Consider the following 15,374-nt stretch of genomic DNA (forward strand, 5'->3'; position numbering starts at 1 on the left):
CATGGGCGCTTCTCCTATGACACCGCAAGGCCCAATGGGCGGTCCTGGGCGTGGAAATAACGGGAATAATCCGTTTTTAAATCCACGTAACCCTAGGAATCAGCGAAACAACGGTCAACAGGGCAAGAATAATAAAAATAACGAGAACAACCATAACAATCGTCGTTCCTTCTGGCAGTCGCCATGGACGTGGATTGTGCTTCTTGTGTTGCTTTCAGTTGTCGGATTCCAAATGTTTGTTCATAACGGATCGCAAACTATCGATACTCAGGATGGTATTGAGTTAGTGCGATCTCATAAAGCAAGTTATGTGGAAATTATTGACAATAAACAGTTAGTTAAGCTTACGCTTGATAGTCCGTTTAAGAAGTTCGATAAACGAAGTAAGCAAAAGCGTGACTTTGGCAAGGATGTGCAATTCTACTACGCGTATGCACAAGGTAGGTCAATTGTACAAGAAGTCGAAAAGGCGAAGCCTTCTAACGGCTGGACTGCTAGCTTACAGTCATCTAGCATTATTTCGTATTTGATTACTTCGCTTGCTCCAATATTGTTCTTCCTTGGCATGATTTGGTTCATGTTTAGCAGAATAGGCGGTGCCGGTGGAAGTATGCTTGGCATGGGTGGCGGACGTGGCCGTGGCAAGTTGCTTGAAGGTCAGACTCCTAAAACTAAGTTTGCTGACGTTGCTGGCGAACAAGCTGCTGTTGAAGAAGTTGAAGAGATTAAAGACTTCTTGAAGGATCCTTCGCGCTACAAGGCTTTGGGTGCTCGCATTCCGCGCGGTGTGCTGCTTTATGGTCCTCCAGGAACTGGTAAGACTTTGTTGGCTCGTGCTATTGCAGGTGAAGCTGGTGTGCCGTTCTATGCAATGGCTGGCTCTGACTTCGTGGAAATGTTCGTAGGCTTGGGCGCGTCTCGCGTTCGTGAACTTTTTGACGAAGCTAAGAAGAATGCTCCTGCAATCATCTTTATCGATGAGATTGATGCTGTTGGTCGTCGCCGCGGAAGTGGCATGACTGGCGGTCATGATGAGCGCGAGCAGACACTTAATCAGCTGCTTGTTGAGATGGACGGCTTCGACAACGACACTAATTTGATTATTATTGCCGCAACAAACCGTCCAGATGTGCTTGATTCCGCACTTCTTCGTCCTGGTCGTTTTGACCGTCAGGTGGCTGTTGAGGCTCCTGATTTGGAAGGTCGCGAGGCAATTTTGAAGGTTCACGCTAAGGGTAAGCCTTTTGTGCCGGATGTTGATCTTCATATGGTTGCTGTGCGCACTCCTGGTTTTACTGGTGCAGACTTAGCTAACGTGCTTAACGAAGCTGCGTTGCTTTGCGCTCGATCTGGTGCTCAATATATCGATAATCGCGCTATTGATGAGGCAATTGATCGTGTTCAAGCAGGACCTCGACGTAAGTCTAAGGGTATGGCTTTGGATGAATTGCGTAACACTGCTTACCATGAGGGCGGTCATGCGCTTGTTGCTGCTGCGCTGCACCACACGGATCCTGTTACTAAAGTAACGATTTTGCCGCGAGGTCACGCACTTGGCTACACTGCTGTGATGCCAACAAGCGACCGTTACTCGCAGTCTCGCAACGAATTACTGGATCAAATGGCATATGCTATGGGCGGACGCACAGCAGAGGAAGTTGTGTTCCATGATCCAACAACTGGTGCTTCTAACGACATTGAGAAAGCTACTGCTATTGCTCGTAAGATGGTTGTTGAATATGGTTTCTCAGCGAAGCTTGGAGCTGTTAAGTGGATGGATACTGACGAAGATTCTTCCGGTTCACTCGATTCTTTGCAACCTCGTAAGTTCTCGAATCGTACTGCTGAAGTAATCGATGAAGAAGTTCATAAGCTTATCGAAACTGCTCATACTGAAGCGTGGGAGATTATTAACAATAATCGTGACGTATTAGATGAGCTGGTTCGTCAGTTGCTCGCTAAGGAAACTCTTAACGAGAAGGAACTTAAGGAAATCTTCAGTAAGATTCGTAAGGCTCCTGAGCGTACTCTTTGGCTTTCGGACGATAGAAGACCAGATTCTGATCTTCCTCCTGTTGAAATTCCAGAAAGTTTAAAGCGCAACGTTGAAGGTAAGAATGAGCAGAGTGAAGCTTCTGAACTTTCTGAATCTTCCAATAACGCAACTTCACAAAACCAGCAGTCTGATCAGATGTCTGTTGATACGTCTATTCAGACTACTGCACCTGCTCCTCGAACTGTTATTGGAACTGTTAAGCCACCAGTTAATCCGTCTACTAATCAAAATAACGGCACTCAATTCGGTGCTTAATAGTGTAAATACAGTGCTAAAAAGCAGATAAAATACAATCATTAATAAACGCTGATAACAATATAATTTATTGCTGTCAGCGTTTATTTTTATTTTTCTAAGAATTTAATAATAAAAATTAGTGTTATATGCAAAAAATTACGCATGTTGATTTATATCGAGTACAATGTATCGAAATATTAGTTTTGCGTATTATAGGTAAGAGTAAAAGATAAATAAACGAATAATTGGAATTTTAAATTGTTTTTATTAGAGAGTAGAAGATGAAACTATGAATACAACCATAAGTTTGAAGGGTATTCGCCCAAGCGGTGACTCAATAGTCATTGGATTATATTCTTCTATTTACATAGATGCTGTTTTAAAAGTTAATTTGAGTAATGCATTAGACGGAGATGAGACTAACGCAATAGATATTCCTCAAATTGCTGAGCGTCTTGCTTTTATGCTTAAACGTTGCGAAAAAGATAGCGAGATTGAGGAGCATCCTGCTATAGCTTTAGAACTTATTGCTAAATCTGTTTTAAATTCTGCTATGCACACTTGGCAAATTAGTGAGGCTGATATTACTGTTCATGCTGCTTTAAGAAGCGAATATTACGGCATGAAAAGCACTGTTGACGATATTTGTGTTACTTTGAATAGTGTTTCTAGAGAAGAGTTAAATTATTCGGAACGGCGTGTAATTCCTGATTCTCTTGCGCATGTTGCTGTTCGTAGTGGAAGCGTATCAGTTGACGATCTTGAGGAAGGCGAAATAGCAGATTACTATCGTTCTCTTATTGAGGAAGATAGAAAAGAAAAGCAGCGCAAAGAAGACGAGGACGCTGCTGCAGCTGCTAAAGCTGCCGTTGATATCGCAAATTCTTTCGCGGATGATTATGAAAATAATGGAGATTCAGAGTGCTCTTGTGTCGATGAATCTAAAAGTGTCAATTATGGCAGTGAGCTTGTTAAAAGAGAAACTAAGTCTCCTTTGTTCCGTATATGTCCTACTCCGTTACAGACAACTGCAGTAATTTCTATGAAGGGTGTCGCGAAACAAGACACGCGTTCTGCTATGCTGAGAATAGTTGCAATGCTTGAGCAGGATAGAGAATCTCGCGTAGATGGCGTATCGGCACTATATGTTGCCAATATGCTTGAAGGTGATTATTACGCGGCTGTATTTATTCTGTCTTCGGGCGGTGACGAGTATGAACTGCTTCGCTTGCTTCGCGCTGTTGCTACTTTGTATAAAGATAAGGTGACTGTGCGAGTGTTGGGTACGCGTTCATATGGTGCTTCTGCTGCTGATACAAGAACTGTTGATGCAGAAAAATTGCCGCAACAACTAGCGGAAATGGTGATGGTTGACCCTAAGTCGCCTGAACTTATGCCGTGGCTGCAGATAGAGTCGGATGCTGCTTTGGATGACAACTCAGTTTCGTACTCATTAGCGTTTGCTTTTGATGCTCAAACTGTTGGGGTATACTCAGAGCAATGGCTTATAGGGGATGGTTGTTAATGAAAGCGTATCGCACACCTTGGTGGTATCTGGTACTAGGGTTACTGTTTGGCTTTGTGCTGGGCGCATTTCTAGTGTCGTCAACAGAGTCTAGTGCTATGTCGTTAGCAGGAGCTCCGTGGGTTGTTGTTGCAATTATGGTGATTGCTGGCTTAATAACTTTTGTTATGGCGTTGCAAACTCATCAAAGTGTTGCTAACAAAGATAAAAATAAGAAGCCTGTAAGTTCTCAATTTGCTGTTGCAGCTCTTATGCTGTCTAAGGCATTGGGAATGGCAGGTGCTATTTTGTCTGGCTGGTACGTTGGGCAGTTGTTAATGAGTCTGCCACACAGTGAAATAATTCTGTATAACTCTGTTGTGCGTGAATGCTCTATTGCTGGCTTGGTGTGCTTTATTGATATGGTCGTTGGGATTTTGGGCGAGTGGCTCTGCCAGATTCCGCCTGAAGATGATTCTGAGTCTGTCAATAAGTCAAATCGTACGCCAGCAACGTGCTAGTATTTGCTAGCTATTAGTTTGCGTAGTTTTATGTAAGTTGCATCTTGCTTGAATTAAGTAGGTAAAAGTACTAAACGCTTTTTACGTAAGTTGCAACAAACGCTGGAATTTCAACGTTTGTAAGGATGGTATATTACTTTGGCTGAATTTATCTATCAGATGATTAAGGCGCGTAAATCGTACGGAGATCGTGTAATTCTCGACGATGTTACTTTAAGCTTCCTTCCGGGCGCAAAAATTGGTGTTGTGGGTCCGAACGGCATGGGTAAGTCGACGCTGCTGAAAATTATGGCCGGTTTGGAAAATGTGACCAATGGTGAAGCTTCTTTGACTCCTGGCTATACGGTAGGTATTTTGCAGCAGGAACCACCTCTTGATGACACTAAGACGGTTGGCGAAAACATTAAGATGGCTTTTGGTGAGATTGCGCAAAAAGTGGCGCGTTTTAACCAAATCGGCGAAGAAATGGCTAATCCAGACGCTGATTTTGATGCGTTAATGGAAGAAATGGGTAAGCTTCAGACTGAAATTGACGCTGCAAACGGTTGGGATTTGGATTCGCAGCTTGAGCAGGCTATGGATGCTTTGCAATGCCCAGATCCGGATTCGCCTGTTTCTGTGTGCTCTGGTGGTGAAAGGCGTCGAGTTGCATTGTGTAAGCTTCTTCTTGAAGCTCCAGATTTGCTGCTTTTGGATGAGCCTACTAACCATTTGGATGCGGAATCTATTTTGTGGCTTGAACAGTTCTTGCACAAGTACGAGGGTGCTGTTATTGCTGTTACGCACGACCGCTACTTTATGGATAACGTAGCGGAGTGGATTTGCGAAGTTGACCGTGGTCAGCTTTATCCATATAAGGGAAATTACTCAACGTATTTGGAAACTAAAGCAAAGCGTATGGAAATCCAGGGTGCCAAGGATGCCAAGCTTGCTAAGCGTTTGAAGAATGAGCTTGATTGGGTGCGTAGCTCGCCGAAAGCTCGCCAAGCTAAGAACAAGGCTCGTTTGGAACGCTACGACCAAATGGAGCAAGAGGCACGTAATTCCAAGAAGCTTGACTTCTCTGAAATTCAAATTCCAGCAGGTCCACGTTTGGGCTCGCAAGTTTTGGAAGCAAAGCATATTCACAAGGCTTTTGGCGACCGTGTACTTATCGACGACTTGTCGTTTACGCTGCCTCGTAACGGTATTGTTGGCGTGATTGGTCCAAACGGCGTTGGTAAGTCTACGCTGTTCAAGACGATTGTGGGCTTGGAGCCTCTTTCTGGCGGAGAGCTTATTGTTGGCGATACTGTGAAGATTTCTTACGTGGATCAGAATCGTGCAGGATTGGATCCTAATAAGAACTTGTGGGAAGCTGTTTCCGGCGGACTTGATTTTATTGAGGTTGCAGGCGTTGAGATTCCTACTCGCGCATATGTTGCAAGCTTTGGATTTAAAGGTTCGGATCAGCAGAAGCTTACTGGTGTGCTTTCCGGCGGTGAGCGTAACCGTTTGAACTTGGCTTTGACTCTTAAGCAGGGTGGAAACTTGCTTCTTCTCGATGAGCCTACTAACGATTTGGATGTTGAGACTTTGGAAAGCTTGGAAAACGCTTTACTTGATTTCCCAGGCTGCGCTGTTGTGGTTTCGCACGATCGCTGGTTCCTCGACCGAGTTGCAACGCATATTCTTGCTTGGGAAGGCGACGACGAGAATCCTGCAAAGTGGTACTGGTTCGAAGGTAACTTCCAAGCTTACGAAGAAAATAAGATTGCGCGCTTGGGTGAGGAAGCTGCTCGTCCGCATCGCTTGCACCGTAAGCTCACTCGCTAGTTGAGTTTTGTTTTCATTTCTTGGTGGAAACATTTGCTGGTGATTTTTCCGGCGTTTGCGCGACGACCTGCTTTCGCGCTTGGAGCGTAGTGTGCGAAAGTAACTCGGAGCGTGAGCTTGCGTGGAAAGTCCAGTGGACTTTTTCCATGCAAGCTCAGAAGCGAGTGCTTATAGTGCGAGCATCTTGGCGCTTTTTGACAACATTTGCCGTGATTGTGCCAGGCGTATGCTAGGCTCGATTAGTTCACGTTTTGAAATTTAAGTTTTGAATACACATATTTTACGAAAGGCTATTGTGCCGCATACTCATCATGCTGCGTTCGCCCAAAAGCGAGGCGCGAAGAATACCAAGAACGTCAAAAATACTAGGAAATCAGCTGAAAAACGCAATCCTTTTGAATATCAGGGTAGTCATAAAAATTACGGTTCTAATCATGAGTTCAATTCGCGCAGGGAGCGCAATCGCAAAGCAGAAAAAGCTCGTCAAAAAGCGCGCGAAAAAGCTTTGCGTTATGAAGAAGTAGCTATTGCGGATGCTGAACAAGATTTTGCTAAAAATAATGTTGTTAAGCATAATATTGCTAAAAATAATGTTGTTAAAAATGATATTGCAAAATCTCATAATACAAAACAAAATTCTGCAATATCTTTGCGTCCTACTTCAAAAAAGCAAAATCAAGATTCTCATAACGCAACAATTATTCCAGACTCTGCTATTGAATCTTGTGAAAATTACCGTGACGATGTCACTTTTGCGCAACTTGGAGTCCCAGAGCCCTTGGTAGAAGTGTTGCGTGCTGATGGGAAAACTACTGCATTCCCAATTCAGCAAGCAACGCTTCCTGATTCATTACAAGGTGCAAATATCCTAGGGCGAGGTCGCACAGGAAGTGGTAAAACATTAGCATTTTCTATTCCACTTGTTGCGCGTTTAGCTGAGAATTTTGTTGATTTAATTCATTCTGATAAAAACCGTAAGTCACGCGAGTCTAGTGAAATTCCTGCTCCTAGAGCAATAATTCTTGCTCCAACTCGCGAGCTTGTGCATCAAATTGATGACGTAATAGCGCCGCTTGCTGCAGCTTATGGCATGCGTACTGTGACAGTGTATGGAGGTGTGAGATACCAGCGTCAGGTATCGCAACTTAAGCAGGGTGCGCAGATTGTGCTTGCTTGCCCTGGTCGTTTGGAAGATTTGCTGCGTCAGGGAGCACTTACGCTTGAAAAAGTGATGGTTAGTGTGCTTGATGAAGCAGATGAAATGGCGGATATGGGATTCCTTCCTGCTGTTACTAGACTTCTTGAGCAAGTTGCGCCAGATGGTCAACGCATGCTGTTTTCTGCAACGCTTGATAAGCAAGTTTCTACATTGGTTGAGCGTTTCCTTCCAAATGCTGTTGTTCATGCTGTGGATGATGCTGATTGCCAAGTTGACACTATGACGCATCATATTTTTGCTGTGTCTGCAGGGGATAAATACGAAGTTTTGCGAAAGCTTGCTTCTGGAAAGAAACGTTCTATATTCTTTACGCGCACGAAATATCAAGCGAAGAATATGGCGAAAAAATTTGTGCAGCAAGGTATTCCTGCAGTTGATTTGCAAGGTAATTTGTCGCAGAATCAGCGAGATCGTCATTTGGCTGTGTTCGCTGAAGGCTTGGTGCGAGTGCTGGTTGCTACGGACGTTGCTGCGCGAGGTATTGATATTAGCGACGTTGCATTAGTTGTGCAAACTGAGCCTCCTGAGGATCCTAAGTCTTTCTTGCATCGTTCGGGGCGCACTGCTCGAGCTGGTGAAGAAGGCGATGTCGTAACACTTGTGCTTCCTAATCAGAAGCGCGCTGCTCATATGATGCTTCGTAAGGCTGGAATTCATGCGAAAGCTGAGGATGTGAGTCCTTCTTCATCAGTTCTAGATGAGATTGTTGGTGAAGCTGCCGAGCTTCAAGAAGGCTGGAGTATGCCGGAGCCGGAGCAGCAGAAGCGTAAAGGTCGCGGTCGTGGACGCGGTGGGCGCGGGCGCGTACGTGGGCAACGCGGTGAGCGCAGTGAACGTCGTTGGCACGGTAAACGTGGCGAACGCGGTAGTCGTGTTCATCGCTTCGGTTGTGAGTTTTAGAAACAAATGCTGTGTGTTTTACAGCATTTGTTTTCGTTTTCACTACTTTTGATAACATTCGCCAGTGATTTTCCGGCTTTTGTTTTCGCTTTAGTTTTCTTGTCTGTTGTGGTGCGAGACTGTGATATTTTTCTCCTCGCGCTTTTATTTGCGTTATTCTTGTATTTTTGTCTATTTCGCCGAATGATTATGTGTTTTCGACAGAATTGCCCTATGTTTTATACATAACATCAACTGGTTTGGTGTTTTCAACAAAACAGCAGCAATACTACAAAAGTAAGTAGCAAGTTGGCAAGCAATAAGCAACTTAGTAATCAGTTAATCAGCCTGTTAAGCAAGTCAACAGTCGGTTAAACTAGTTAAGCCAATTAGCAAATACTTACTTAGATTGACCTTTACCAAATGCGCGCAGTTGAACGCCATTCCAGTCAGTGCTTACGGTTAACGGAGTGGCTGCGTTCATGCCAGCTGTTTTTGCTGCAGATTGAACGGTACTAGAACTTGGGGAACCTTCGCGACCTGGTTTTGGAGTAAGAACCCACATAGGAGCGTCATTGTCAAGCATATTTGTGGCATCCATAATAGTGTCTGCGAGCTCATCTTCGTCGTCGCCGTCGCGCCACCAAATAATCACACCATCAACAGCAGCGTCGTAATCCTCATCTACCAACTCTTCGCCGGTAAGTTTCTCGATGCTTTCGCAAATTGTTTCGTCAACATCGTCATCCCAGAGCCATTGTTGGACAATGTCTCCTGGTTGGAATCCGAATTCCTGTGCATGCTGAAAAGCTATCTGTTCCACGTGATTTAATATATCAAAGCGTCACGAAGTGCGCACATTTAACGGCGTGTATTCAGTAATTTATTGTTTATCAATTACGACACACCAGGACACGCCGCAAAAATCGCGATTGTGACATAAATCACTATATATAGGTGGTTATCTTTGCGTCTTGCCCTAGATATTGTGCATGAGTTGGGTTATAGTAGAGCGAGTTGTTAGAAATAGTTCCCATGTTTGCAACGAGAGATTTTGCTAGAAGGAACAGTGTTTGAGAAAGGTCTGTACCGATGCAGGTTTTGGAAGAAACTGCTGTCACAAGCGCAGAAAATTGTACGGATGATGTAGTTGAAGTTCCAGTTTCTCGCGTGCAGGTCGAAAAGCGCGATGGTCGCGTAGTTGATTTTGATCCGCTGAATATCATTATGGCAATCAAGGCTGCTTTTAAGGATTTGGGCAAGGAAGTCGGTCCGCAAGAAGAGCAGTTGATTCGTAATATTTCTGATCATATTGAGGCTGAAATTCAAGATCGTTACAATGGCCCGGCGAAGATTGAAGATATTCAGACCTTGGTTGAGCATAGTCTTATTGAAAATCACCTTTATGAGGTTGCTCGTTGCTACACGAGCTACCGACTGAACCGAGATATAGACCGCGCTAAAGCTACTGATATCAACGAGGCTGTTAACCGTCTTGTAAATCGTGATGAGTCTCTTGTTCGTGAAAACGCAAATAAGGATTCTAATGTTTATGCAACTCAGCGTGATCTTCTTGCAGGTGCTGTTTCTAAAGCTTCTGCGTTCTCTATGCTTCCTCACGCAGTTTCTAACGCTCATATGAAGGGTGATATTCACTTCCATGACGCTGATTATTCGCCATTTACTTGCATGAGCAACTGCTCGCTTCCTGATTTTGGCGATATGCTTGCTAAGGGATTTGCTCTTGGTAATGCAATGATGGATAGTCCAAAGTCTATTGGTACTGCTGCAACTCAGGTTACGCAAATTATTAAGGATATTGCTGGCGCGCAATACGGTGGTCAGACTGTTAATCGCGCTGACGAAATGCTTGAGCCTTACGCTAAGTGCGATTACGACAAGAATCTTGCTATGGCACACGCAATGATCCCTGATTCCACGCCAATTCAAGTCGCAAAAGATATGATTGACGGCTTGAAGGCTCAGGAGCCTAAGAATCTCCACTGCTTGGACAGGGATCCACTGCCTGCTGATACTCCTTTTGATGAAAATTTGAGCGAGCTTGATCAGCTTCGTGAAGTTTACGCAAAGATTATGACGCGTAAGGCTATTTACGACGCTATGCAAACAATGGAATATCAAATCAATTCCAACCGCGTTTCTAACGGTCAGACTCCGTTCGTAACTGTTGGCTTTGGCTTGGGTACTTCTTGGTTTGCTCGTGAAATTCAGCGCGCTATTTTGCTTAACCGTATTCGTGGTCTCGGCAAAGATCGTCATACTGCAATCTTCCCTAAGCTTGTGTTTACTATTAAGCACGGTGTTAACGCGGACGCTGGCGACCCGAACTACGATTTGAAGCAGCTTGCGCTTGAGTGCTCTACAAAGCGCATGTACCCAGACGTTGTGTTCTACGAGAATATTGTGAAGATTACTGGCTCCTTCAAGGCTCCTATGGGTTGCCGTTCGTTCCTTCAGGGTTGGATTGATCCAAAGACCGGCAAGGACGTTGAAGATGGCCGTATGAATCTTGGCGTTGTAACTGTTAACATGCCACGTATTGCTCTTGAATCTCACGGCGATGTGACTCGCTTCTGGAAGCTTTTCGACGAGCGTATGGAAGTAGCTCACCAAGCTTTGCGATTCCGTATTATGCGTTGCAAGCAGGCAACTCCTGTAAATGCTCCAACGCTGTTCCGTTACGGTGCTTTTGGTCGTTTGGAAGCTAACGAGAGTGTGGATCAGTTGTTCCGTAATGAGCGCGCAACTGTTTCTCTTGGCTACATTGGTTTGTACGAAACTACGGCCGTGTTCTTCGGCAAGGATTGGATGCAAGATCACAGCTGGAATGAGGAAGGCAAGGAATTTGCGCTTTCTTTGGTTCGCCGCATGAATAAGCTTTGCCAGCAGTGGTCAAAGGCTGAAGGCTATCATTACTCCGTTTACTCAACTCCTGCTGAGTCTTTGACTGACCGCTTTAACCGCATGGATCGCCAGAAGTTCGGTCGCATTGAAGGCGTTACTGATCACGACTTCTACACTAATTCCTTCCATTACCCGGTTTGGTTGCAGCCAACTCCTATGGAGAAGCTTCGCTACGAGGTTGACTTCCCGTATCTTGCTTCCGGCGGCTTTATTAACTACTGTGAGTTCCCATGCTTGCAGGCAAATCCTAAGGCTTTGGAAGCTGTTTGGGATTACGCTTACAAGATTGGCATCGGCTACTTGGGTACGAATACGCCAATCGATCACTGCTTCGTTTGTGGATTCCAGGGTGATTTTGAGCCAACTAAAGAAGGCTTCCGTTGCCCGGAGTGCGGCAATAGTGACCCTGATAAGTGCAATGTGACTAAGCGCACTTGCGGCTACTTGGGCAATCCTGTTCAGCGTCCAATGGTTCACGGTCGTCACGAAGAAATCGCTCACCGCGTAAAGCACATGTCTGGCGAAACTGGTCACGTGACTCTTAACAACGGTGAGTCTCGCGAATGGTATGAGGAAACAAAATAAACTTAGCTAATTAACTATGTTGAAACTTAGTAAAATAAGTATGACTAGATAATTTAGCTAAATCAATAGCTTTTCTTGTGTTTGTTGTTTGGTGATAATCTGGCCGTTAGAAATGTATTGCATTTTGTGATTGCACTTTCTAATGGCTGGATTTATTTTATTTTCGCAAATTTGGTTGTTTATTTTTTAGTTGCTTATTCGGTTTGGAAGGGGGTTGGATATGGCTCGCATGAGTTTGCACGATTTTGCGCCTGCAGATGTGAATCGTGGACCGTGGATTCCTACCTCTCTTTCTAATAATCCTCGCGCTGGTCAATGGTCTAGCGAACGCATGAGTCAGGGCATGGTTGCCGATTACAAGCGTTTTTTGATGACTGACGGCGAGGGAATTCGCTGCTCGCTTTACGTTTCCGGTTGCCCGTTCCATTGCGTTGAGTGCTATAACGAGTCGATTTGGGATTTTCGCGCTGGCCACCCTTATACGCAAAAGCTTGAAGACCAGATTATGGAAGATTTAGCACAGCCTTATGTGCAAGGTCTAACGCTTCTTGGTGGCGAACCACTGCTTAACACAGGTATTTTGCTGCCTCTTTGCAAGCGTATTAGAAAAGAGTTTGGCAATACAAAAGATATTTGGAGTTGGACTGGATACACTTGGGAAGAGCTTATGCGCCCAGGGGAGACGCCTGATAAGCTTGAGCTTCTGCGCTACATTGATATTCTTGTTGACGGTCGTTATATGAAAGATTTGCACGATTCGCTTTTGCAATTTCGCGGCTCTAGCAATCAGCGAATTATTGACGTGCCAAAGTCTTTGGAAAATCCGCACAATCCTCCTGTAATCTGGGAAAAGCTTCACGATCAGGAGCGTTTTATTCCGTCAATTTACGGCAAAGATCGTGCGCAAGGCGAAGGCGACGCTTCGTAATCCTATTGAATTTGCCACTCATACGATATATTTAACAATGCTTGCGGACGATTATAAGAATGCATGCATATACACATGCTAAGCTAAATATAATCAGTCTAGTAATATCCGTATTGCAAACTGCTAAAAGAATTATACTAAATATGCTCATAAATACTGTAACTAAACGATATACAGTTGGGTATGTTTTTTCTTTGCATAAATATAAAAGATAGATTAGTAATATTAATAGGACGAATGCTTGAATGGTGAGACTAACAGTATTAATACAAGTGTTATCGTCTTTTAAGTCCTTCAATTGTTTAAAGAAATAAATAGCTGACGAAATATAACAAAGCAGCGTTATTGGCAGTAGAACTATGTGTTTGCTGTTCATATTGTTCCTCACATAATTGTTGATATTAATGTGGAAATTCTCACTGCAAGTCGACACGAATGCCTTTCTGCTGTGCTACAGCGCCAACTATCTTCGTGTTGCTCAATAAGTTTCTTCTTGGGCTTTTGCTTGAGCTTGTAATGGTAGTAAAAAAGACATAGATAATGCTACAAAGCAAGTAAGTATTCTATTAATAGTCTTTTTCGCATTCATTACAGTACTCCTTCATACATGTAAATAAACCGCCCTCATTGTATAACTTTTATAAGATGAAATCAATCGTCGTTTATAATTTGAATGTGTAGAAGCACTTTTTGTATGTGATTTGTCTGTATGCTAATATTTCAAAGATTAATCTATTTATGCATTTGGTAATTAAATAACTCAATGCGGGAATATTTCCATGCGCAATAGTTAAAATTTGAGAAGTGATATTATTAAACCTACACATTACATTATATATGGGGAGGAGCACAATGGCGGAGAATTTGAAGGACAATTCGCGAAAAATTAAAAATAATCCTCCTCGCGCATTGCGTACGATTCTGTCATCTTTAAAAAGGTATCGTTTTCTTGGCGTTTTAACAGCTGTTACTATTCTCGTTGAAGCTGCTATGCAAATTGAGATCCCTACAGTAATGTCAAATCTTATTGATTTTGGCATTATGTCACGTTCTCAAGAAGCTGTGCAATATTATGGTTTGCAATTGCTTATTTTTGCTGCAATTGCAATGATTGCAGGCGTTATTTCTGGTATTTGTTGCGCGCATTCTAGTGCTGGTTTCGGTAAAAATTTACGTCACAACATGTTTTCACGCTTACAAAGTTTAAGTTTTTCTGATTTAGATAAGTTTTCTAGCGGCACTGTTGTTACGCGTATGACTAGCGATGTGTCAAATGTGCAATTTGCTTACCAAATGATTATTCGCTCTGGTGTTCGCAGCGTTATGATTATCATCACTGCTTGGTGGTTTACTTTTTCAATTAGCCCTGCTATCTCGTGGGTTTTTCTTTCATTCGTGCCTATTATTGGTGCAATTGGCGCTGTTGGAGCTAGTATAGTTGCTCCAGCATTTTCTCGAATTTATCGAATGATTGACGAGATGAATAATAGAGTTGGCGAGAATTTGCATAATATTCGCGTCGTAAAGTCTTATGTGCGTTCTGATTATGAAATAAGTCGTTTTACGCGTATTTCACATAAAATCTATGATTATTTTATTAAAGCTGAGTATGTGTTAAATTGTAGTATTCCTTTGTTTAACTTATGTTTTTATTCTGGCATGCTACTTATTGCGTGGTTGGCTTCACGTGAAATTGTGGCTTCGGGAAATAATCCTGCTTTTGGTTTAACAACAGGAAATCTTGCTGCATTAGTAGTGTATGCTTTGCAAATTTTGTTTGCTTTAGCGAATTTAGTTGCAGTTTTTGTAATGTCGTTAACAGCTCGAACTTCGATGCATCGTATTTCACATGTTTTGCAATCTCGAAATACTGAAGTTGTTTCCAAGCATCCACTTACAAAGCTTTCTGACGCTTCTGTGCGTTTTGAAAATGTTTCGTTACGCTATCCTCAATCAGATAATACAGATGAATCCACTCCAGCAGAACAGGAAATTTTACATGATATAAATATATCTATTCCTTCTGGAGCAACTGTTGGCGTTGTTGGTGCAACGGGATCTGGAAAATCAAGTTTAGTGCAATTAATTGCAAGACTTTATGACGTAACTTCTGGTGCTCTTTTTGTAGGCGGAAAAGATATTCGCGATTATGATTCTTCTAGTTTGCGTGAAGAAGTTGGTGTTGTTCTACAAAAAAATATTTTGTTTAGTGGCACAATTGCAGAAAATCTTCGCTGGGGTAGAGCGGAAGCAAGCGATGATGATTTGCGTCAAGCTTGCGAAATTGCTTGTGCTGATGAGTTTATTAAAGATTTACCAGATGGCTACAATACGCATATTGATCAGGGCGGTAAGAATGTTTCCGGTGGCCAGCGACAGCGTTTGTGCATTGCGCGCGCACTTTTGAGGAAGCCGAAAATTTTAATCCTTGACGACTCGATGAGTGCAGTTGATATGAAAACTGATAGTAAAATTCGCGATGGCTTGAAAAAGTTTATGCCTGATTCTACGCAAATTATCGTTGCTCAGCGCATATCTTCAATCGAACATGCAGATATTATTGTTGTTCTTAAAGATGGTCGTGTTGTTGCTAACGGTTCGCATGATGAATTATTTAAGTCTTGTGAATTTTACAGAAATATGGCGATTTCTCAAGAAAAAAGTAGCATAACTGGCGCAACTAAAGAAGAAGGAGCTAAATAACA

At 43.1% G+C, this 15,374-nt stretch carries 9 protein-coding genes; 8 read left to right on the plus strand and 1 reads right to left on the minus strand.

What is annotated here, in order from left to right:
* The first annotated feature begins 1 nt into the window (after window position 1).
* From ftsH to HXT39_RS01315, 5 genes are all read left to right on the plus strand, one after another.
* Window positions 2-2,311 (plus strand): ATP-dependent zinc metalloprotease FtsH, encoded by a 2,310-nt coding sequence (ftsH, locus tag HXT39_RS01295; RefSeq protein WP_102703221.1) that lies wholly within the window; start codon window positions 2-4, stop codon window positions 2,309-2,311.
* Window positions 2,312-2,582: 271 nt separating this feature from the next.
* Window positions 2,583-3,818, plus strand: a complete 1,236-nt coding sequence (locus HXT39_RS01300) for a dihydroneopterin aldolase (protein ID WP_102703220.1) — start codon at window positions 2,583-2,585, stop codon at window positions 3,816-3,818.
* Window positions 3,818-4,318, plus strand: a complete 501-nt coding sequence (locus HXT39_RS01305; RefSeq protein WP_102703219.1) for a DUF3180 domain-containing protein — start codon at window positions 3,818-3,820, stop codon at window positions 4,316-4,318. Before HXT39_RS01300 ends, HXT39_RS01305 begins: the two co-directional genes overlap by 1 nt.
* A 138-nt stretch (window positions 4,319-4,456) precedes the next feature.
* On the plus strand, window positions 4,457-6,133 hold the full coding sequence (gene ettA, locus HXT39_RS01310; protein WP_004118724.1) for an energy-dependent translational throttle protein EttA: 1,677 nt from the start codon (window positions 4,457-4,459) through the stop codon (window positions 6,131-6,133).
* A 295-nt stretch (window positions 6,134-6,428) separates the two neighbouring features.
* Window positions 6,429-8,252, plus strand: a complete 1,824-nt coding sequence (locus tag HXT39_RS01315) for a DEAD/DEAH box helicase (RefSeq protein ID WP_102703218.1) — start codon at window positions 6,429-6,431, stop codon at window positions 8,250-8,252.
* Between the two features lie 379 nt (window positions 8,253-8,631).
* Here HXT39_RS01315 and HXT39_RS01320 read toward each other — a convergent pair whose 3' ends face one another.
* Window positions 8,632-9,054 carry a DUF3052 domain-containing protein gene (locus tag HXT39_RS01320; protein WP_012914411.1) on the minus strand — a complete coding sequence of 141 codons (423 nt, stop codon included), beginning with the start codon at window positions 9,052-9,054 and terminating at the stop codon, window positions 8,632-8,634.
* Between the two features lie 269 nt (window positions 9,055-9,323).
* Here HXT39_RS01320 and nrdD point away from each other — a divergent pair, with 269 nt between their 5' ends.
* From nrdD to HXT39_RS01335, 3 genes are all read left to right on the plus strand, one after another.
* Window positions 9,324-11,741: an anaerobic ribonucleoside-triphosphate reductase gene (gene nrdD, locus HXT39_RS01325; protein ID WP_102703217.1), complete on the plus strand. Its 2,418-nt coding sequence runs from the start codon at window positions 9,324-9,326 to the stop codon at window positions 11,739-11,741.
* A 220-nt stretch (window positions 11,742-11,961) separates the two neighbouring features.
* Window positions 11,962-12,669: an anaerobic ribonucleoside-triphosphate reductase activating protein gene (gene nrdG, locus HXT39_RS01330; RefSeq protein WP_102703216.1), complete on the plus strand. Its 708-nt coding sequence runs from the start codon at window positions 11,962-11,964 to the stop codon at window positions 12,667-12,669.
* A gap of 852 nt (window positions 12,670-13,521) precedes the next feature.
* Window positions 13,522-15,372: an ABC transporter ATP-binding protein gene (locus tag HXT39_RS01335; RefSeq protein ID WP_102703215.1), complete on the plus strand. Its 1,851-nt coding sequence runs from the start codon at window positions 13,522-13,524 to the stop codon at window positions 15,370-15,372.
* The last annotated feature ends 2 nt before the right edge of the window (window positions 15,373-15,374 follow it).

It is taken from the genome of Gardnerella sp. DNF01159, assembly GCF_049244215.1.
GTDB classification, from domain to species: Bacteria; Actinomycetota; Actinomycetes; order Actinomycetales; family Bifidobacteriaceae; genus Bifidobacterium; species Bifidobacterium swidsinskii.